Source organism: Novilysobacter longmucuonensis, assembly GCF_046600735.1.
In the GTDB taxonomy this organism is placed as follows: Bacteria; Pseudomonadota; Gammaproteobacteria; order Xanthomonadales; family Xanthomonadaceae; genus Novilysobacter_A; species Novilysobacter_A longmucuonensis.
In genome coordinates, this window is sequence record NZ_JBJMAW010000002.1 from 369,840 (window position 1) to 390,169 (window position 20,330).

Genomic DNA, 20,330 nt, shown 5'->3' on the forward strand with positions numbered 1-20,330 from the left:
CAAGCCTCAGCGATCCGCGATCGCCGCCAGCACCAGGCCTTCGTGCACCAGCCGTACTGCGGTCGCGACCTCGGCATCGAGCGCACGATCGCGATCCAGGAACGGGATCTCGGTGCGGATCGCGGCATGCGCCGCGGCCACCTTGTCGCCGGGGCGGAACTCGTCGGCAGTCGCCAGTTCGTTACGCAGGCCTTCGACCTCCCGCAGAAACGCCTCACGGTCGCCGGCGTCGCCCAACCCGCACCGCACCTTGTCCGCGAACGTCGCCGCATCCACGCGGCCGGCCAGATCACGCGCGGCATTGATCATGTCGCGCCGCAGGTCCAGCGCCTGCGCGGCGGTGTACAGCTCCAGCGCGAGCACCTTGCCCAGGTCATCGGCCATCGCCAGTGCATGGCGCGCTTCGTTGGCGCCCATCGAGACGTGGTCCTCGGCATTGGCGCTGGTCGGGATCGAATACACCGACGCCGGATGCGCCCGGCTGGCCAGGTCGTTGACGATCGCCGCGGCGGTGTACTGCACGATCATGAAGCCCGACTCGGTCGCGTCCTCGTTGCCGATCAGGAAGCCCGGCAGCCCGTCGTTGGTCGCCGGGTCGACCAGCTTGTTGAGGCGGCGCTCGGAGATGCTCGCCAGCACCGGGATCGCCGCCTTGATGTAGCTCATCGCCAGCGCCAGCGGCATGCCGTGGAAGTGGCCGGCGGATATCACCTGTTGCTCGACATGATCGGCTTTGGCGTCGGGAAAGATGATCGGATTGTCGGTCAACGAGTTGAGCTCGATCTCCAGCACGCGCGCGGCCTGCGCGACCGCATCGCGCACCGCGCCGTGGACCTGCGGCGTGCAGCGCAGCGAGTAGCTGTCCTGTGGCTGGTGTTTCTTGCCGCCGCGGAACGGCCGGAAGCGGGTGTAGAACTTCTCGCGGCCGTGGCGCTGGTCCAACGGCACCCAGTCCCAACCGATGTCGAACCGCAGCTCCCGCGCCTCATTGGTGTCCCAGCACTGCGGATGCCACGGACGGAAGCGCGGCACCAGGTGATACGGGATGTCGGCCAGCGTGGAGCCAGCCAGCATCCGGCGCAGGTTGGCAGCGGCTTCGACCTGCCCCGGATGCGGACGCAGCGCGTGCACCTCCTCGGCGAACGCGCCGAGCCGGCCGGCAAACGCGTCAATGGTCATCGCCGCGGCAAGGTCGGCGGTTTCCAGCAGTGCCTCCAGCCTGTGCAGCGCGAGCACGCCGCAAGCCAGCATCTGCGCGGTGCCGTTGTTGAGCGCGAGCCCTTCCTTGTACGACAGGGTGACCGGCGTCAGGCCTGCGCGCTGCAGCGCCTCGGCCCCGGGCATGCGCTCGCCCTGGTAAAACGCCTGGCCGCCACCGAGCAGCACGATCGCCAGGTGCGACAACGGCGCCAGGTCGCCCGAGGCGCCGACCGAACCGAGCTGCGGCACCACCGGCACGATGCCGGCGTTGAGCATCGCCGCGAGCGCCTGCAGGGTCTGCACGCGGATGCCGGAATGCCCGCGCATCAGCGTGTTGATCCGTATGCACAACATCGCCCGCACGATCTCCGGGGCGAACGGCTCGCCCACGCAGACCGCGTGGGTCACGATCAGGTTGCGCTGCAGTTCGGCGTGCAGCGACTCGTGCGGGTTGACCGCGTCCACCCCGGCGCCGGAGCGCAGCCGGTGCGCGCCGAGCAGCCGGTCGGCATTGCTGCCGAAGCCGGTCGAGACACCGTAGATGGGCTCCTCGCGGCCGACCTGATCGGCCAGGAACTCGGCGGCGCGCGCGACCGCGGGCAGTTGCGCGGCGGCGAGCTCGACCTGCGCGCCATGCGCGACCATCACCAGCTGCGCGCGCGTCAGCGTGCGGCCGTCCAGCGAGATCGGCCTCATAACCGCGCCTCCGGCAAGACCGCCGCCTGTGCCAGCTCGACCCGCAAGGTCCTGGCCAGCTCGGTGCGTGGCACCTCGAACTGGTCGGCGCGGCGCAGGTCCTTGATCGTCACCGTGCCGCGGGCGATCTCGTCCTCGCCGAGCACGGCGACGAAGCGGATGCCGGCGCGATCGGCGTACTTGAACTGCTTGCTCAGCTTGGACGATTCCATCACCACCTCCGTGTTGAGCCCGCCCTGGCGCAGCTCGGCCGCCACCGCCAGACAGTGCGGCAGCGCGGCGGCGTCCATCTGCGTGACCAGCACCTGGACCGTGCTCTCGGCGGTATCGACCAGTCCGGCCTCGCGCAGTTGCCAGAACAGGCGGGTCAGGCCGATCGAGATGCCCACACCGGGCAGCTTCGACTTGCTGTACTGGCCGGCGAGATCGTCGTAGCGACCGCCCGAGCAGATCGAGCCGATCTGCGGGTAGTCATCCAGCGTGGTCTCGTAGACGGTGCCGGTGTAGTAGTCCAGGCCGCGCGCGATCGAGAAGTTCAGCGCGTAGTCGGACTCGGGCACGCCGAGCGCGCGGACCAGCTCGAGCACCTCGCGCAGCTCGTTTATGCCCTCGCGCAGGGCATCGTTGCCCTCCCCCAGCGCATCGAGCCGCGCCATCGCATCGGCGTGCGAGCTCGAGCGCACCCCGACGAACTCCAGGATCGTCGCAACCGCATCGTCGCCCAGCCCGAAATCCTCCCCGGTCAGCGTCTCGCGCACGTAGTCCGCACCGCGCTTGTCGAGCTTGTCGACCTCGCGCAACACCCGGGCCTGCAAGTCGGGCCCGGCGATGCCCTGGGCCTCGAAGAAGCCGCGCATCAGCTTGCGGTTGTTGAGCTGGATGGTGAACTTGCCAATTGCCAGTTCCGAGAACACAGCAAAGATCACCGCCGGGAACTCGGCATCGAAGCGCACGCTGAGCGCGTCCTTGCCCACCACGTCGATGTCGCACTGGTAGAACTCGCGGAACCGTCCGCGCTGCGCGCGCTCGCCGCGGTAGACGCGCTGCATCTGGTAGCGGCGGAACGGGAATGCGAGGTCATGCTCGTGCTCGGCGACGTAGCGCGCCAGCGGCACGGTGAGGTCGAAGCGCAGCGCCAGTTCGGGTGGGCCGTCGCTGTTGGATGCCTTGCCGAGCGCGCCGGTCGACTGCACGAAATACACCTGGCGCTCGGTCTCGCCACCGGACTTGGTCAGCAGCACCTCCGACAGCTCCATCACCGGGGTCTCCACCGGCAGGAAGCCGAAGCGCTCGAAATTGCGCCGGATCGTGTCCAGCATGCGCTGGAAGGCGATCTGGTCACGGGGCAGCAACTCCATGACCCCGGGCGGGGTACGCGGCTTGATCAAGCGGGACTCCAGTGCGGCCGCTCGAGGGCGGGCGCCGATACAGGTTGAGGGCAATGCGGTGAGGCGCAATCAGACCGCACAGTCTAGCGGCAGCGCCCGCGCGGCCCTACCCCGGCGAGGCCCGACGGCTGACGACGCAAGGGCGCGTCGCAATGCCCTCGCTCGTGGATGGATGGGCCTGCCTATTGCCTGCCCGATCCCGACTAGCTAAAATGCGCGGCTCTGCTGTCGGGGTGTAGCTCAGCCTGGTAGAGCGCTACGTTCGGGACGTAGAAGTCGCAGGTTCAAATCCTGTCTCCCCGACCATTCGGAATAAATTAGCCGAATCAAGCAGTTGATGAAAAGCCGGCTTAATGCCGGCTTTTTTGTTGGCCGCGACCAATGCGGCCGGCAGCGCTCGACATGTCAACGCTGGGCTGCCGGCCCAGCCTACTTCGGCCCGGATCGGCAGTTACGCCGCAGCGTCGACCTTGGCCACGTCCGGGTGCCGCACCTGGCCCTCGCCGCGCACCACGTAGCGTTCGATCGTCAGCGACTCCAGGCCCATCGGGCCGTAGGCGTGCAGGCGGGTGGTCGAGATGCCGATCTCGGCGCCGAGGCCGAGGGTGCCGCCGTCGTTGAAGCGCGAGGAGGCGTTGACAACCACCGCCGAGCTGCGGATCTCGCGGATGAAGCGCTCGGAGGTGGCGCTGTCGGCGGTGGCGATGACCTCTGTGTGGTCGGAGCCGTGGCGCTGGATGTGGGCGATGGCCTGGTCGATCGAGTCGACCACGCGCACGGCCAGGATCGGCGACAGGAACTCGGCCGCGAAGTCCTCCTCGGTGGCCGGCACCGCGCCGGGAAACAGCGCCCGGGTGCGGTCGCAGCCGCGGATCTCGGCGCCGCGCGCCTGCAGCTCGGCCAGCGCGTTGGGCAACCACGCCTCAGCGATGTCGGCATGCACCAGCATCGTTTCCAGCGAGTTGCACACGCCCGGCCGCGACAGCTTGCCGTCGATCGCCAGCTTCAGCGCAAGCGTCGGGTCGGCGGCGCGGTCCACGTACAGGTGGCACACGCCCTTGTAGTGCTTGATCACCGGCACCCGCGCGTTCTCGGCGACGAAGTGGATGAGCTTTTCGCCGCCGCGCGGGATCGCCAGGTCGACCAGATCGCTGAGCTGCAGCAGCTCCAGTACGTGCTCGCGCGCGGTGTCCTCGACCAGCGCCACCGCTTCGGGCGGCAGGCCCTGCTCGCGCAATGCACTGTGCAGGCACGCGGCGATCGCGATGTTGCTGTCGCGCGCCTCGGAGCCGCCGCGCAGCAGCACCGCGTTGCCGGCGCGCAGGCACAGCGCGGCGGCGTCGGCGGTCACGTTGGGGCGCGCTTCGTAGATCATCGCGATCAGGCCCAGCGGGATCCGGACCTTTTCCACCACCAGCCCGTTGGGGCGCACGTCCTTGCGGGTCACCTGGCCGACCGGGTCGGGCAATTCGCCGATCTCGCGGATCGCGGTCACGATGCCGGCCACGCGCTCCTCGTCCAGGCGCAGGCGGTCGAGCATCGCGCCGGTGGTGCCGGCCTGGTGCGCGCGGGCCATGTCGGCGGCGTTGGCCTTGAGGATGTCATCACGGCCGGCGGCCACGGCATCGGCCATGGCGCCCAGCAGCGCCGCGCGCTGCGCGCCGTCGAGGCTGGCGATCTGGTGGGAGGCGGCGCGGGCGCGCTCGGCAAGCTTGCGGACGTATCCGGTCATCGTTGGTTCTCCATGAACAGTTCGGGGGTGGCGGCGGCCGCCGCGGCGCTCAGCAGGACCATGTCCTCGCGCCGGATCACGCACTCGCAGTTGTTGAAGCCCAGCACGCTCTCGATCTCGCTGCTGTGGCGGCCTGCGATGCGCTGCAGGTCGCTGGACTGGTATTGCACCAGACCGCGCGCGAGGCGGCGGTGACCCTTGGCCGGCAGGATGTCGATCATGGCCGAGCGGCTGAAGTCGCCCTCCACCGACAGCACCCCGCCGGGCAGCAGCGACGCGCCCTGCAGGGTCAGCGCGTTGGCCGCGCCCTTGTCGATGCGTACCGCACCGCCGCTGGGCGGGGTATGCCGCAGCCACATCTTGCGCGCGCCCAGCCGGTCGCCGTGGGCCGGAATGAGAGTGCCGTGCAGCCGGTCCTCGGCCAGTGCCGAAATGGTCTCGGCGTTGTGGCCGCAGAACAGCACGGTGTCGATGCCCGCCGCCGCGGTCTTGGTCGCGGCCTCCAGCTTGGTGTACATGCCGCCGGTGCCGAGCAGGCCGGCCCCGCCCTGCGCCATGTGCATGATCTCGGGGGTGATCTCCTCGATCCGCGGCACCGGCCGCGCAGTCGGGTCATTGCCCGGATGGCCGGTGTAGAGGCCATCGGTGTCGGTGGCGATCAGCAGCACGTCGGCCTCGACCAGGGTCGCGACCACCGCGGCGAGGTTGTCGTTGTCGCCGAGCTTCAGCTCGTCGACCGCGACGGTGTCGTTCTCGTTGACGATCGGCAGCGCACCGATGCGCAGCAGTTCGCGCAACGTGCGCTGGGCGTTGAGATAGCGGCGGCGGTTACGCAGGTCGTCGTGGCTCAGCAGCACCTGCGCGACCGGCTGCTCGACCAGGCCCTGCCACAGCGCCAGCATCGGCGTCTGGCCGACCGCCGCCAGCGCCTGCCGCTGGACCAGCCCGATCCCGCTGCTCGCCATCAGCCCGCGGCCGGCCGACACCGCCCCGGACGACACCAGCAACACCTCGCGCCCCTCGTCATGGAAGCGCGCGATCATGTTGGCCAGGACCGCCGCATTGCGCTTGCCCAGACCGCCCTTGCCGTCGGTCAGCAGGCTGCTGCCGACCTTGAGCACGGCGCGCTGCCAGCGCGGCAGTTGTTGTTCGGGAAAGGGTGATGTCATTTTTGGAGATCCTCCAGGGAGTCGAGTCGGTCGAGTGCCCGCGATCGAGCGGTCGGAAACCGCCATGCCGCTGAAGCGCCTGGGAGCGGGCGGCTCACGCCTGCTGGCGAAGCGCCGAACCGCTTCGGCCGCCACGCGTCCACTGCTGGACGACGGAAAGTCGGCACGTCGGTGCCACCGCACGTGCGCTGGCAGGAATGCTGCCGACGACAAACGCGGCCGGACCTAACCAGTATCCGCGCAACGCGCCTAGGCGGGCCATGAGCCGCTGCCCAGCGGGTGCCCGGAAGCAGGTTTGCTCCCGGGCGGGAGGCACAGTGTGCAAGCCCGGCTCGAACCGCCCCAAGTGCGGCTACCGGACCCGAAGAACTGCTGCCATCAGCGGCTGATCATAACATCAGGCGGGTTGGCGCCGATTCTGCGATGCAGATGGACTGCGAGCGGGCCGCCCAGGCCGGCGCCCTCGTGCCGGCGCCTCGCAGACGATGGCCGTATCGGATCTGCCGGTCGTTGGCAAGCATCTTGCTACGTCCATACTGCGAACTGCGTCACAAAACTTTCGGCGCGTCTGGGGCAGGCACAAAAGCAGCCGCGCGCCAAATCAGGGGATAGGGATTTGAGTCGTCCGACCGCGCAACCTGTGGCGTCCAGCCTTGCTGCTGCGCTGATCCTGGCGATGTTTCTACCCGCCAAACTGACGGCCGCCGGGCTCGATGATGCGCAGGCCGAGTCGCGTTATGCGGCCGAAATGGCGCACGCCGCGGCACTTAGTGACCAAAAGCGCTGGGTGGATGCGCTGGCCATCTACGAGCGCCTGCACACACAGACCCCGCAGGAGCCGGACGTCTACCATCGCCGGGTCATGACGCTTGCCGACCTTGGCAGTGCCAGTCTTGCGTGGTCGTTGCACCAGGCGCGTCCGGAGCTCTTCAGCGACGCCGAGCGCGCCCGCCTGAGCGCCGACCGGATCGCCCGGCTGACGGTTTGGGGCGGTTTCAGGCCGCTGGACGAACCGCGGCGACTGCAGGACATGCAACGCGCCGCCGACGCCCGTGCGTCCGGCACCGGTGCGCTCGAGCCGGATCCGAGCGCGCCGCTGCGCCAGGGCTTCGACGATCTGGTCATCCTCAACGGACTGGAGCGCCACCAGGAAACCGCCAGCCGCTATCGACAGATGCGCGCCGATGGCGTCGACATCCCACCGTACGCCCTGGCCGCCGCCGGCGATTCGCTGCTGGCGCTGCGACAACCCGAAGCGTCCATCGAGGCGCTGGAGGATGCAGCGGCCGAGTTGCCCGACGACATCGACACCCAGGTGGTGCTGGCGTATGCCTACCTGGAAAGCGAACGGCACGCCGATGCGCTGCGCCACCTGCAGCAGATCGCGGCCAACGAGCCGGCCTGGCCACAGACCGAAGATGTCCGGGTCGGCTACCGAAACTGGAACCGCTATAGCGCCGACAGCAACCTGGCGATGATCCGGGCCTACTCCGAGGACCCCGCCGGTGCACAGGCAATGCTGGCGCCGATGACGCGGCTGGCGCCCAGCAATCCAGACCTGCAGGCCAAGCTCGGCATCGTGCTGCTGCAGCGCGGCTGGGAAGACCAGGCGCTGGAACGCTTCGACATCGCCCACACGCAGGACCCGCGCAACCTGGAAGCGCGCATCGGCCAGGTCAATGCCCTGGTCGCGCAGCAACGGATGGATCGCGCGGCCACGGTGCACGGCGCGCTGCTCGACACCTACCCCGACAACGTCCACGTGCAACGCCTTGATCGCCAGTGGCGCGCCGGCACCGGGGCCCAGGTCGAGATCGCCGCCACCCGCGGCCGCAGCGAAGGCCAGAACCGCACCGCCAGCACTTCTCCACTGGGCACCGACGACGGCGGCTACGCGGTCAGCGTCTACTCGCCGTTGCTGGGAGACCGCTGGCGCGTCGGTGCATTCCGCGAGGACCGCTGGGCCGAGTACGAGGGCCCCCGGGTGCACAACCGCCGCCATGGCGTCGGCCTGCGCTATGCCCACGATCGCCTCGACCTGGATGCACGCGTGGCGCGCAGCAATGATGGTTTCGACGACGCCACCAGTCTGGCGCTCGACGCCGGCTGGCGTTTCAGCGAAGTACTCGAAGGGCGGGCATCGATCGAACGCAACAGCGCCGATGCGTCGCTGCAGGCGCGTGCCAGCGGCATCGGCGCCGACACAATCGCGCTGGGGCTGGACTGGACGCCCGACGAGCGCACCGCGCTCAGCGGCGAGCTGCGCCAGTGGCGCTACGACGACGGCAACCGCCGCGAGGGCTTCGCATTGAGTGGCCAGCGTCGGCTGCGGGTCGAGCCCCGTTTTGCCGTGGCACTCGAGGGCGACTTGTATGCCAGCCGCAGCAGCCGTGACGATGCGCCGTACTTCAATCCAGGCCGCGATGCCGGCTGGAACCTGGCCGCCGCCGTCGATTCGATCCATTGGCGCCGCTACGACCACGCCTTCAGCCAGCGCTTCGCCGCCGGCGTTGGCCAGTACTGGCAGGAGGGCTTCGGCAGCGCGGTTATCCCCAACCTGCAGTACCGCCACAACTGGCAGCTCGGCACCGGCCGCCAGCTTGACTACGGATTGACCTGGTCGCGCCCGGTCTATGACGGTGCGCGCGAAACCCGCCTGTCATTCGACATCGCCTTGCGCTGGGGGGGGAACTGAGCATGCGCACCCGACTGCAATCAATCATTGCCCCCCTGCTGGTGGGCATCGCGCTGGTGCTGTGCTCCGTGCCGGCCGCGGCCAAGCTGCTGGTGCTGAGCTACCACGACATCCGCGACGACGTGGCGCGCAAGGGTGATCCCGATCTCTACGCGATCAGCACCCAGAATTTCGCGGCTCACCTGGACTGGCTCAAGGGCAACGGCTACACCGCGGTGAGCCTGGATGACCTGGTTGCCGCATCGCGTGGCGAGCGCACACTGCCGCAGCGTGCGGTGTTGCTCACCTTCGATGACGGCCTGCGCAGTACCTATACCCGCGCCTTTCCCCTGCTGCGCGCCTACGGGTTTCCGGCGGTGGTCGCCCCGGTGACCAGTTGGGTCGACCTGCCGCCCGGACGCACGATCAACTATGGCCCGCGCCCGTTCGACCACGACGATTTCCTGACCTGGGCGCAACTGCGAGAGATGCACGACAGCGGCCTTGTCGAGGTCGCCTCCCACACCCACGACCTGCACACGGGCGTGCTGGCCAACCCGCAGCGCAACGAAATCCCGTCCGCGGTCACCCGGCGCTTTGATCCCGACACCCGCAGCTACGAATCCCAGGAGCAGTACCTCGCCCGCATCCGTGCCGACCTGGCGACAAGCGCGCAGGAAATCGAAAGCGGCATCGGCATGCGTCCGCGCTCGGTGGTTTGGCCATATGCCGCCTACAGTTCCCGCACCAACGATATCGCCGACGATCTGGGCATGGAGATCTCGTTCGATCTTGAAGGCGTGGAGCAATCGATTTCCGCCGAGCGCGACGCCGGGCTGCACGGGCTCTCCCGGTTGCTGGTGTTCGACAACCCGACGGTGGAGGAACTGGTCCGCGCGCTGCGTGCACCCGGCGATGCCGAGGAGCGGCTGCGTGCGATCCAGGTCGATCTCGACTATGTCTACGACCCGGACCCCAAGCAGGTCGAGCGCAACCTCGACGTCTTGATCGAGCGGATCAGCCGGATACAGCCGAGCCACGTGTTCCTGCAGGCATTCGCCGACCCCGACGGCGACGGCGCCGCCGACGCGCTGTACTTCCCCAACCGGCACCTGCCGATGCGCGCCGACCTGTTCGCGCGCGTCGCCTGGCAGTTGCGCACCCGCGCGGAGGTCAAGGTCTATGCATGGCTGCCGGTGCTCGCATACAAGCCGGCCGACGCCACTTTGCGCTCGTCGCTGGCGCTGGCCGATGCCGAGCCCGGCGAGGTGTTCAGGCTCGATCCGACCGACCCGCGCGCGCGCCGTCTGGTCGGGGAGATCTACGAGGATCTCGCAATCGCCAGCCCGATCGACGGGCTGCATTTCCACGACGACGCATTGCTGCGCGAGACCGAACTGCCGGAACTCGCCGCCGGCGACCCGGTGGCCCGCACCCAGTACCTGATCGCCTTTACCGACGAACTGCGCCGTGCCGCCGAGCAATGGCGGCCCAAGCTCAGGACCTCGCGCAACCTGTTCGCACGGCCGGTGCTGGAGCCCGCCAGCGAGGCCTGGTTCGCCCAGAGCCTGCCGGCCTTCCTGCCCGCCTACGACCACACGGTGATCATGGCGATGCCGCATATGGAGGGCAGCGACAGGCCGCTGGCCTGGTTCGACCGGTTGGCCGCTGCGGTCGCGGCACAGCCGGGAGCGCTCGCGCGGACGGCCTTCCAGCTCCAGACCATCGATTGGCGCGACGACGATCGCACGCCGGGCGCGCTGCTGCCCGCCGATACCCGCCGGCTGCAGGCCGCCGGCGTGCGCCACCTGGCGTACTACCCCGATGACTTCATCGGCGACCGGCCCACCCTGGAAAACGCGCGCGAAGCGATCTCCGCGCGCAGCTTCCCCTATCTGAGGGACCAGCCGTGACCCCCACCGAAGTACTGCTCGCCTTCGCCTTCTACTACCCGGTGGTGATGTCGTTCTTCTGGATGACCGGGGGCATCTACTACTACGTCCGCCGCGAGCGCCGTGCTCGACCGCGCCACCAGCCGCCGCCGATGGACACCTATCCATTCGCATCGATACTGGTGCCCTGTCACAACGAGTCCGACAACGTCGACGAGACGATCGAGGCACTGCTGCAGCAGCAGTACCCCGACTTCGAGATAATCGCGATCAACGATGGCAGCACCGATGCGACCGGCGCGCATCTCGACGCGCTGGCAGCCGTGCATGAGCGGCTGCGGGTCATCCACCTCGACCACAACGTCGGCAAGGCCAACGCGATGCGCATGGGCGCGCTGGCAGCGCGTTCGGAATACCTGGTATGCATCGACGGCGACGCGCTGCTCGATGAGTACGCCACCCACTGGATGGTGTGGCACCTGTGCAGCGGTCCGCGCGTGGGTGCGGTCACGGGCAATCCGCGGATCCGCAACCGCTCGACCCTGCTGGGCAAGCTTCAGGTCGGTGAGTTCTCCTCGATCATCGGGATGATCAAACGCGCACAGCGCGTGTACGGCCGTCTGTTCACCGTATCGGGAGTGATCTCCGCATTCCGCAAGACCGCGCTGCACCAGGTCGGCTACTGGTCCAACGACATCGTCACCGAGGACATCGACATCAGCTGGCGGTTGCAGATTGACCGCTGGGACATCCGCTACGAACCCAATGCGCTGTGTTTCATCCTGATGCCGGAAACCCTGCGCGGCCTGTGGCGGCAGCGGCTGCGTTGGGCCCAGGGCGGTCTGGAGGTCCTGCTGCGGCACGGTTCGCGCCTGTTCGAATGGCGCCGCCGTCGCATGTGGATCGTGGTCGCCGAATACCTGCTCAGCGTCGGCTGGGGCGTTGCCATGCTCTCGCTGATCGTGCTGTGGGCACTGAGCCAGTTCCTGCCGCTGCCGGCCGAGCTGCATGTCGGCGGGCTGGTGCCGCGCTGGCATGGCGTCGTGCTGGCGATGGTCTGCCTGCTGCAGTTCGCGATCAGCCTCTGGATCGACCGCCGCTACGAGCCGACCACCGGCCGCACCTACTACTGGATGATCTGGTATCCGGCGGTCTACTGGCTGCTCAGCCTGACCACCACGCTGGCCGCCATCCCCAAGACCTTCCTCAGGCGCCGTGGGCAGCTCGCGGTGTGGATCAGTCCGGACAGGGGTTACCGATGAACGCCGAAACCATTCTGCACGATCGATTCATCTACCTTCCCACGCAGCAGAGTCGCGCCTCGCGCACGTTCTTCGGCTTGATCACCCTGCTTGCGTGGGCGATCTACATCTATCTGTGGTTGCCACTGACCACCCTGGCGCTGTGGCTGCTCGGCGTGCGCTCTGCCTATCTCGAAGTGTTTCTGCTGCATGAGCCGCTCAAGCCGCCGGCGATGCTGACGCAGTTGCCGCTGATCGCGCTGGCCTGCGCCGTGGTGCTGATCGTCTGGGCGGAATACAACCGCCGCCGCTTCCAGGGCAAGGAACGCCGCTTTGCCCAGGCCGACGTCCAATTGTCGGAAATGTCCGAAGCGATGCACACGACCTTGGCACTGGGCACTGCGCTGGTCGCAGCGAAGACCGCGACCTTGCGGATGGATCGCGGCATGCCGACGGCCATCGACGTCGCCCGGCCCCTCTCGCGCGGCGTCCCGGCGCCGGCCCCGGCGACGGACCTGCCAGCCATCAAGGCACCCACGGCCGATACCGTCTGACCTCGGGCACCGTTTAGCTTCCGCTTCGGGTTCAACGCAGTTTCGCCAGCCGCTCGCGCAACTGCGGCAGCCCCGGATCGGCCGCCGCGCCGGGTGACACGCGCGCCCTCAGGCTGGTTTCCGGATCACCCGCCCCCCACTGCGACGGATCGGCTGCCTGCCGATAGGCGTCGCGGAAAGGCACGCCCTGCCGGGCCAGATCGACAGCAAGGTCGGTCGCGTACATCGACGGCTCCAGCGCCTCACGCATGCGCCCGGGCTGCCATTCAAGCTCGCGCAGCAGGTCCGGCAGCAGCTCCAGCGCGCCCAGGCCGCGACCGAAAGCGTGGAAGATCGCGCCCTTGGAGAACTGCAGGTCGCGGTGGTAGCCCGAGGGCAGCGACAGCAGTTGCTCGATCTCGATGCGTGCCGCGGCGACGCTGGCATAACTGGCGCGCATAAGCTCGATCACGTCCGGGTTGCGCTTGTTCGGCATGATCGAGCTGCCGGTAGTGTATTGCGCCGGCAGGGCGACAAAGCCGAACTCGGCGCTGGTGAACAGACTCAGGTCCCAGGCCAGCCGGCGCAGGTCGAGCACGGCCGAGCCGAGTGCCTCGATCGCGGCCATCTCGAACTTGCCGCGCGAAAGCTGCGCATAGGCGGCGGAAACCTGCATGCGGCCGAAGCCCAGCGCCGCGGTGGTGTGTTCACGGTCCAGTGGCAGGTTGACGCCATAGCCGGCCGCGCTGCCGAGCGGGTTGGCGTCGATCCAGGCCAGCGTGTCGCGCGCGCGCGTCGCATCGTCGATGAACGACTCGGCCCACGCCGCCCACCACATGCCGGCCGAAGACACCACCGCGCGCTGCAGGTGGGTGTAGCCGGGCAACGGCAGCATAGCTTCGGCTTCGGCGCGCGCGAGTGCCACCCCGGCGGTTTCGCGGCACAGCGCCACCACGCGCGCGAGCCGGTCCTTGAGCCACAACCGGGTCGCGACCAGCACCTGGTCGTTGCGGCTGCGGCCGGTGTGGATCTTGCGGCCGGCATCGCCCAGGCGCTGGACCAGCCGCGCCTCAATCGCGGAGTGGCCGTCCTCGTGCGACGCATCCAGCATGAATGCGCCGCTGGTGAAGTCCTCGGCCAGCGCGCTCAGCTCGCGCTCGATGCCGGCCAGCTCCGCGTCGTCCAGGATGCCGATGCGCTGCAGCCCCTGCGCGTGCGCGCGGCTGGCCTGGATGTCGAACACGAAGAACTCGCGATCCAGGATCACGTCGTCGCCGGCGCAGAACCGCTGGATGCGCGCATCGATCCTGATGCCGGGTTTTTGCCAGAGAAGATCGCTCATGTCGGGGTCCTGTGGATGCCTGGTCGCGGGTACTGATGTCGATGCCGTTTTTGCCGACAGGCTTTTGTCGGCGGTAGGAGCGGCTTTAGCCGCGATCTGGTACCACGCGCTCGTCTGCTTTCCGATCGCGGCTGAAGCCGCTCCTACCGGTCGTGCGGGATGCCGGTCAGCTCCGGCAACCCGAACGCGCGATTGAGGTTCTGCAACGCCTGCGTCGCTGCGCCCTTGAGCAGGTTGTCCTCGGTCGCCACGACCACCAGCCGGCGGCCATCGCCGGACAGCCCGAAACCACCGAGCTCGACATGGTGGGTGTGGGCGATTCGGCTGACCCACGGTGCCTTGTCCCCGACCCGCACCAGCGGCTCGGCGGCGTAGCGCTGGCGGTAGCGCTCGATTATTTCCTCGCGATCGAACACGCGCGCCAGGTGCAGGTTGGCGGTGATGGTCAGGCCGCGGAAATGCGGCGCGACGTGCGGCATGAACTCGACCGGGTGGCCGAGCCGGTGGCTGACCTCGCGCTCGTGGACATGCCCGGTCAGCGCGTAGGGCATCAAATTGTCGCGCAGCAGGTCCGGACTGTTGCTGTCCGAGGGCATGGTGCCTGCTCCGGAATACCCAGACACACCGAAGCACTGCACCGGCCCGTCCAGCACGTCGAGCATCGGCGCCAGTGCGAGCTGCATCGCGGTGGCATAGCAACCGGGATTGCTGATCCGGCGCTGTCCGGTGTAGCCGTCGCGGGCGAGCTCCGGCAGGCCGTAGTACCAGGCGTCATCGAAGCGGTAATCGGCCGAGAGATCCACCACGACCGGCTCGCGCCCGGCGGCATCGAGCGCGGCGACCAGTCCGGCCGCCTTGCCGTTGGGCAGCGCCAGCACCACCGCGTCGAGCGCCTGCGCCGCCACCTGTTCGTGCGAGGGCGCGCTGTAGCGCAGTGCACGGCCGCGCTGGTCGACATGGCCGGGGATGCGATCGGCCACGCGTTGGCCCTCGAGCTCGCGCGAGGATACGAACGCCAGCTCGAACCGCGGATGCTCGCCTAGCAGACGGATCAGTTCCGCGCCGACGTGGCCACGCGCGCCGACAACTCCGATTGCGATGGGCGTGTTCATGCGGCCGCGCTCGCGCTCTCGAGCAGCGTCGGCGTGCGGGTGCGGCAGTGCTCCAGACAGCGCCCGATCTGGTCGAAGTCGTCCAGCCCGTACCAGAACACGTTCCAGCGCTCCCGCCTGATGAAGCCATCGGCCTGGTCACAATAGAAGCCGTTGATGCCGTTGCCATGGCGCGAGCGCCAGAACAGCCGCGGGTTATGCTCCCGCATCAACAGCCAAACCGCGCGACCCAGCCCCTCGCCCTGGGCATCGTCGAGCACCGCGAACTTGTCTAGATAGTGCACGCCCTGCTCGCAGGTCAGGATGATCGCGGCGCGGTAGTGCTCGCTGACGTAGGCGCGCTGCAGCCGCGTGCGTTCGAAATACTCCGGCAGCAGCGGCCGGCCGAAGGCCGACTCGATCAGGCCGCGCAACCGTGGCAGGTCGAGCTGGTCCCAGCGCTCGGCCTGCAGCACGCACTCGCCGCGCCGTACCAGCGTGCCGGAGCCGCGATGGGTGAACAGCTCCTTGGCCAGTTCACCGGGCCGGGTGATCGATACCGACGAGGCCGGCGGCAGCGCCATCAACAGATGGTGGATCTGCTTGATCTTGAGGCGCATGCCCGAGTGCAGCCACGGTTGCGCGATCAGCTCGTCGTACTCGGTGCTCAGGTTGATCGAGTCGATGATCCTGCCCTCGCCATCGAGCAGCCCGCCGGTGCCGGTCAGGAACACGATCTTGTACGGCTGCAGGGTCTTGATCAGCTCGTTGGCCGCCCAGTCGGCATTGACGTTGACGATCTGGCCTTCGTCGGTCTCGGCCAGCGAGGCGATCACCGGGATCGAGCCGACATTGATCGCCGCCTGGATGCCGTCGGTATCGACCCGGGTGACCCTGCCGACCAGGCCGTAGACGTCGCGGTCGAGCACGGCGGCCTCGAACACGCCGGACTGGATCGAAGTCGCGCGCACGCCCTGCGCCTGCAGTGCCTCTACCAGCCTCAGGTTCTCCTGCCGCATCACCTGTCGCACCACGGCGAGCACCGCCGGGTCGGTCACGCGCAGGTCATCGACGGTGCGTTTTTCGATCCCGGCAATTTTCATCTGCTCGTCGAGCTGCGGGCCCGCGCCGTGCACCACGATCGGGGTCAGCCCGACCTGCTGCAGGAACGCGAGCGAGGAGACCAGCGCATCGAGTTCGTCGCGCAGCACCGCGCCGCCGACCTTGACCACGGCAAACCGCGCCGCGTCGAGCTGCGAGAAGCGCTTGAGGTACTGCTGGATCTCCTTCGCGCTGGCCATGCTGGAGAGCAGGCGAACGATGGTCTGGCGGGTCTGGATGTCGTAGGCGGTGTGCATTGCGGTCGTTTGCGTCTTTTTGTAGGAGCGGCTTCAGCCGCGATCGGTTACTCGGGTACTCGTGCCGGATCCGGATCGCGGCTGAAGCCGCTCCTACGGAACCGGTGGGGCATCGATGATGCGGGCGACCGACTCGGCATAGCGCTGCAACTGCTCCAGCGCGACCCACTCGTCGGCGGTGTGCGCCTGGGCGATGTCACCCGGGCCGTAGACGATTGCAGTCAGGCCGGCGGCGGAGAACAGCGACGCCTCGGTCCAGAAATCGACCGCGTTGCCGATCGGCAGCTCGAGCGCTTCGGCCAGGTCGCGCGCCTGCAGGCGACGATCCTCCGCCGATGCGATGTCGCCCAGTGGCAACGGCGGCCCGCGGAAGGTTTCTTCGTAGTGCTCGATCGCATCGGCCTCGACCAGCGTGCCGAAACGCTGGTGCAGCGCATCGATCGACATCGACGGCAGCGGCCGGAAGCCGAAGCGCAGCTGCGCATCGGGCGCGATCATGTTGGCCTTGATCCCACCTTCGAGCCTGCCGATGTTGAAGCGCAGCCCGGTCAGGCCGCCGAAGCGCTGGTGCGATTCGGCCTCGACCAGGTCCAGCGCGCGGCTGCCCCAGCGAATCGCCTGGTGCAGCGCGCTGGCCTGCAGCGCGTCGGCGCCGGAGGCATGCCCGGCGTGGCCGCGGAACCGCATCAGCACCGAGCTGATCCCGCGATGGGTCAGCACCGCTTCGCACCGGGTCGGCTCGGCGATGATCGCCTCACTGAAGCCATGGTCGCGCGCGAGGAAGGCCTTGATGCAGCGCGCGTCGTTGGCTTCCTCATCGGTGCTGAACAGGAACGCGGCAGCGCCGGTGGTCACCGCGGCCGCGGCCAGCAATCCGGCCGCCGCACCCTTGATGTCGCACGCGCCAAGCCCGACCGCGCGCTCGCCGGCCACGCGCAGCAGGTGCGGATCGGCGCTCCAGGCCTTTGATGCCGGCACCGTGTCCAGGTGCACGTTGAACACCCGGGCCGCCTGGCCACGCGCCGCCAGCATCGACACCGCCCCGTCGCCGTGGTCGAGCACCTCGACGCGGAAGCCGGGCAGGTGCTCGCGCAGGTAGTCGAAAATGCCGCCGGTATCGATCGCGCGCGGCGGATTGCGGGTGTCGAAGGAGACCAGGGCTTCAAGGTGATGGAGCACGTCGGCAAGCATGTCGTTGTCCCGGGCACGGTAGGAGCGGCTTCAGCCGCGAATTTTGCTGTTGCTGTTGCTGTTGTAGGAGCGGCTTCAGCCGCGATCGCTGGATCGGTACGTGCGCACAGGTATCGATCGCGGCTGAAGCCGCTCCTACAAGAACGCTGGGGCTATCTGCGGTTGACCTCAGCCCACAGGGTGCTGCTCATGCCGAACAGCTTGATGAAGCCCTCGGCCTCGGCCACGCCCCAGTCGGCGGTCTGCGCGTAGGTCGCACCCTTGGCGCTGAGGATGTGCTTTGATTCGACCGCGACCGCGTCGACCGCGCCACCGTGCGTCTCCAGCACCACCGTGCCGTTGACCATCGACTGGCTGGACGCCAGGAACGCCTCCAGGTCGCGTTTGAGCGGGTCGTGGAAAAAGCCCTCGTAGACCAGCTCGACCCACTTGCGCGCGACCTCTGGCTTGAACCGGTTCTGCTGCTTGCTCAGCACCGCCTCCTCGAGCGCACGGTGGGCAGTGAGCAGCGCAGCCAGGCCCGGCGCCTCGAAGATGATCCGACCCTTAAGCCCGATGGTGGTGTCGCCGGTGTACAGCCCGCGGCCGACGCCGTACTGCGCGAACAATGCATTGAGCCTGGCGAGCATGACGTGCCCGGCGAGCCTCTCGCCGTCCAGCGCGACCGCCTCGCCGTGCTCGAAGCGCACCGACACGCGCAGGGCTTCGCCCGGCCACTCGCTGCGCGGCTTGCACCAGCCCGCTGCCCCAGCACCAGGGGCTTGCCAGCGATCGATCTCGCCGCCGGACAGCGTCAGCCCGAGCAGGTTCTCGTTGATCGTGTAGGCCTGCTGCTTGGCGCGCACGCCGAAGCCGCGCGCCTCCAGGTACTGCTGCTCGTAGGCGCGGACCTGGCTGTGCTGCTTCTGGATTTCGCGGATTGGCGCGAGGATCTCGTAGTCGCCCAGCGCCTTCACCGTCAGGTCGAACCGCACCTGGTCGTTGCCCATGCCGGTGCAGCCATGCGCGATGGCCCTCGTGCCGAGCTCCGCGCAACGTTGCAGCGCCGCCTCGACGATCAGGTAACGGTCCGACACCAGCAGCGGGTATTGACCCTGGTAGCCCTCGCCCGCCCAGACGAACGGCTTGACGAAGCTCTCCCAGAGCGCCGGACCGCCGTCGACGGTCACATGCGAGCTCACCCCCAGTTCGGCCGCGCGCTGCTCGATGAAGGCGCGTTCGTCGGCATCGACGCCGCCGGTGTCGGCAAACACGGTGTGCACGTCCCAGCCGCGCTCCTGCAGGTACGGCACGCAGAAGCTGGTGTCGAGGCCGCCGGAGAAGGCGAGGACGATGTTGTTGGAGCCGGGACCGGGGACCGGGGACCGGGGACTGGGAAAAGCGATCTGGGACGACATGGAAGCTCCGAGCAGATTGAAGAAAAAAAGATGAGCAAGCGCACAAGCCGACGCGGCTACTTCTATCCGGGTCCCTGGTCCCCGGTCCCGGGTCCCACCACTTGCGCAGCAAGCGCCACCATCACCGCCTTCTGCACGTGCAGCCGGTTCTCGGCCTCGTCGATCGCGATGCAGCGCGGCGAGTCCATCACCGCATCGGTCGCCTTGACGTTGCGGCGCAGCGGCAGGCAGTGGCTGAAGACGGCATCACGGGTCAGTGCCATCTTGGCTTCGTCGACGATGAAGTGCCGGTAGCGGTCGCGGATGGATTTTTCCGGCGCGAAGTTGCCGAAGTACGGCAGCGCGCCCCAGCTTTTGGCGTAGACCACGTCGGCGCCACGATAGGCGCTGTCGATGTCGTGGCTGACCACGAGCGAGCCGCCGCTCTCGGCCACGTTCTGCTCGGCCCAGCCCATGTAGCGCTCGTCGAGCACGTACTCGGGCGTGGGGCACAGCAGGGTCACGTCCATGCCGAGGCGCGTGGCGATCGTCAGTGCCGAGTTGGCGACCGCGGTGTTGAGCGGCCGGGGGTGGTAGGTCCAGGTCAGCACGAACTTCCTGCCCGCAAGATCAGCGGTGCCGAAGTGCTCCCGCAACGCCAGCGCGTGCGCCAGCTCCTGGCACGGGTGGGTGATCGTCTCCATGTTGATCACCGGCACCGGTGAATACTTCGCGAAGCTGCGCAGGACCCGGTCCTGGCGGTCAACCGACCAGTCGACGAACTTGGGAAACGCCCGCACGCCGATCAGGTCGACATAGCGGCCGAGCACGCGTGCGACTTCGGCGATGTGCTCTTCGGTGTCGCCGTCCATCACGCTGCCCAGGTCGAACTCGATCGGCCACGCGTCCTTGCCCGGTTGCAGCACCACCGCGTGGCCGCCGAGCTGGAACGCGCCGACCTCGAAGCTGGTGCGGGTGCGCATCGAAGGGTTGAAGAACACCAGCGCGATCGACTTGCCCTTCAATGCCGATCCGCTGCCGTCGTGGTCCGGCGCGCGGTGCTTGAACGCGGCCGCTCGCGCGAGCAGCGCGTCGAGTTCGCTGCGCGACCAGTCCTGGGTGTTGAGAAAGTGCTTGAGGGCCATGGAAGTCGTGTCCGCGGGGTTCTGTTGGACAGTCCGGCCAGGGAAGGCCGGGGTTTTGCGCATGGATGCGCGAGAAGTTACGCAAACAAAAAAGCCCAGCGCGGAGGCTGGGCTTTTCGTGTGTCACGCATGAATCGCGTGCGTGCGCGTCGCTACCCGGCCGGATTGGGGGGCAGCGGTCGGCGCGCGCGCGAGGTCATGCCCGCCGCCATGTAGGCGGAGGTCAGGATGTCGGCGTCGGCGCGCAGGGCCTGGGTGGCGGAGGTGTTCATGAGGGGGCGAATGCTCGCATGCGGCCGGAG

General features: G+C 68.3%; 14 protein-coding genes and 1 tRNA gene. 5 read left to right on the plus strand and 10 right to left on the minus strand.

The features are described from left to right. Window positions 1–6: 6 nt before the first annotated feature. Both ACJQWM_RS03750 and hisS read right to left on the minus strand, forming a co-directional pair. The gene (locus tag ACJQWM_RS03750; protein WP_332701785.1) at window positions 7–1,896 is read right to left on the minus strand and encodes an HAL/PAL/TAL family ammonia-lyase; all 1,890 of its coding nucleotides are present in this window, start codon (window positions 1,894–1,896) and stop codon (window positions 7–9) included. After that, on the minus strand, window positions 1,893–3,284 hold the full coding sequence (gene hisS / locus ACJQWM_RS03755) for a histidine--tRNA ligase (protein ID WP_332701783.1): 1,392 nt from the start codon (window positions 3,282–3,284) through the stop codon (window positions 1,893–1,895). The genes ACJQWM_RS03750 and hisS overlap by 4 nt, the downstream gene beginning before the upstream one ends. Window positions 3,285–3,513: 229 nt before the next feature. On the opposite strand from hisS, the gene ACJQWM_RS03760 reads away from it, so the two are divergent. Beyond that, a tRNA-Pro gene (locus tag ACJQWM_RS03760) sits at window positions 3,514–3,590 on the plus strand. A 145-nt stretch (window positions 3,591–3,735) separates the two neighbouring features. On the opposite strand, the gene ACJQWM_RS03765 is transcribed toward ACJQWM_RS03760, so the two are convergent. Together ACJQWM_RS03765 and proB are read right to left on the minus strand one after the other, a co-directional pair. Further along, a complete protein-coding gene (locus ACJQWM_RS03765; RefSeq protein ID WP_332701781.1) occupies window positions 3,736–5,016 on the minus strand; it encodes a glutamate-5-semialdehyde dehydrogenase in 1,281 nt (426 codons plus the stop codon). Then, window positions 5,013–6,185 (minus strand): glutamate 5-kinase, encoded by a 1,173-nt coding sequence (gene proB, locus ACJQWM_RS03770; protein ID WP_332701779.1) that lies wholly within the window; start codon window positions 6,183–6,185, stop codon window positions 5,013–5,015. The genes ACJQWM_RS03765 and proB overlap by 4 nt, the downstream gene beginning before the upstream one ends. A gap of 616 nt (window positions 6,186–6,801) precedes the next feature. On the opposite strand from proB, the gene pgaA reads away from it, so the two are divergent. From pgaA to pgaD, 4 genes are read left to right on the plus strand one after another with little or no spacing between them, the layout of a single operon-like run. Further along, window positions 6,802–8,880, plus strand: coding sequence for a poly-beta-1,6 N-acetyl-D-glucosamine export porin PgaA (gene pgaA, locus ACJQWM_RS03775; RefSeq protein WP_332701776.1), 2,079 nt, complete (start codon window positions 6,802–6,804; stop codon window positions 8,878–8,880). Window positions 8,881–8,882: 2 nt separating this feature from the next. Then, complete coding sequence (pgaB, locus tag ACJQWM_RS03780; protein WP_332701774.1) at window positions 8,883–10,772, plus strand: poly-beta-1,6-N-acetyl-D-glucosamine N-deacetylase PgaB; 1,890 nt, start codon at window positions 8,883–8,885, stop codon at window positions 10,770–10,772. Beyond that, on the plus strand, window positions 10,769–12,013 hold the full coding sequence (gene pgaC / locus ACJQWM_RS03785) for a poly-beta-1,6-N-acetyl-D-glucosamine synthase (protein ID WP_332701772.1): 1,245 nt from the start codon (window positions 10,769–10,771) through the stop codon (window positions 12,011–12,013). Before pgaB ends, pgaC begins: the two co-directional genes overlap by 4 nt. After that, complete coding sequence (gene pgaD, locus ACJQWM_RS03790; protein ID WP_332701770.1) at window positions 12,010–12,546, plus strand: poly-beta-1,6-N-acetyl-D-glucosamine biosynthesis protein PgaD; 537 nt, start codon at window positions 12,010–12,012, stop codon at window positions 12,544–12,546. The genes pgaC and pgaD overlap by 4 nt, the downstream gene beginning before the upstream one ends. A 31-nt stretch (window positions 12,547–12,577) precedes the next feature. Here the strand turns inward: pgaD and argH are convergent, their stop codons facing one another. The 6 genes from argH to ACJQWM_RS03820 all read right to left on the minus strand — a co-directional run bounded on the left by argH (window position 12,578) and on the right by ACJQWM_RS03820 (window position 20,028). Continuing rightward, window positions 12,578–13,867 (minus strand): argininosuccinate lyase, encoded by a 1,290-nt coding sequence (argH, locus tag ACJQWM_RS03795; RefSeq protein ID WP_332701768.1) that lies wholly within the window; start codon window positions 13,865–13,867, stop codon window positions 12,578–12,580. Window positions 13,868–14,010: 143 nt separating this feature from the next. Beyond that, window positions 14,011–14,979, minus strand: coding sequence for an N-acetyl-gamma-glutamyl-phosphate reductase (gene argC, locus ACJQWM_RS03800; RefSeq protein ID WP_332701766.1), 969 nt, complete (start codon window positions 14,977–14,979; stop codon window positions 14,011–14,013). Further along, window positions 14,976–16,316, minus strand: a complete 1,341-nt coding sequence (locus ACJQWM_RS03805; protein ID WP_332701764.1) for an acetylglutamate kinase — start codon at window positions 16,314–16,316, stop codon at window positions 14,976–14,978. The genes argC and ACJQWM_RS03805 overlap by 4 nt, the downstream gene beginning before the upstream one ends. Before the next feature lie 93 nt (window positions 16,317–16,409). Continuing rightward, complete coding sequence (locus ACJQWM_RS03810) at window positions 16,410–17,507, minus strand: acetylornithine deacetylase (protein WP_332701762.1); 1,098 nt, start codon at window positions 17,505–17,507, stop codon at window positions 16,410–16,412. A 152-nt stretch (window positions 17,508–17,659) separates the two neighbouring features. Continuing rightward, window positions 17,660–18,904: an argininosuccinate synthase gene (locus tag ACJQWM_RS03815; protein WP_332701761.1), complete on the minus strand. Its 1,245-nt coding sequence runs from the start codon at window positions 18,902–18,904 to the stop codon at window positions 17,660–17,662. 62 nt (window positions 18,905–18,966) lie between these two features. After that, the gene (locus ACJQWM_RS03820; protein WP_332701758.1) at window positions 18,967–20,028 is read right to left on the minus strand and encodes an N-acetylornithine carbamoyltransferase; all 1,062 of its coding nucleotides are present in this window, start codon (window positions 20,026–20,028) and stop codon (window positions 18,967–18,969) included. Window positions 20,029–20,330 lie beyond the last annotated feature (302 nt).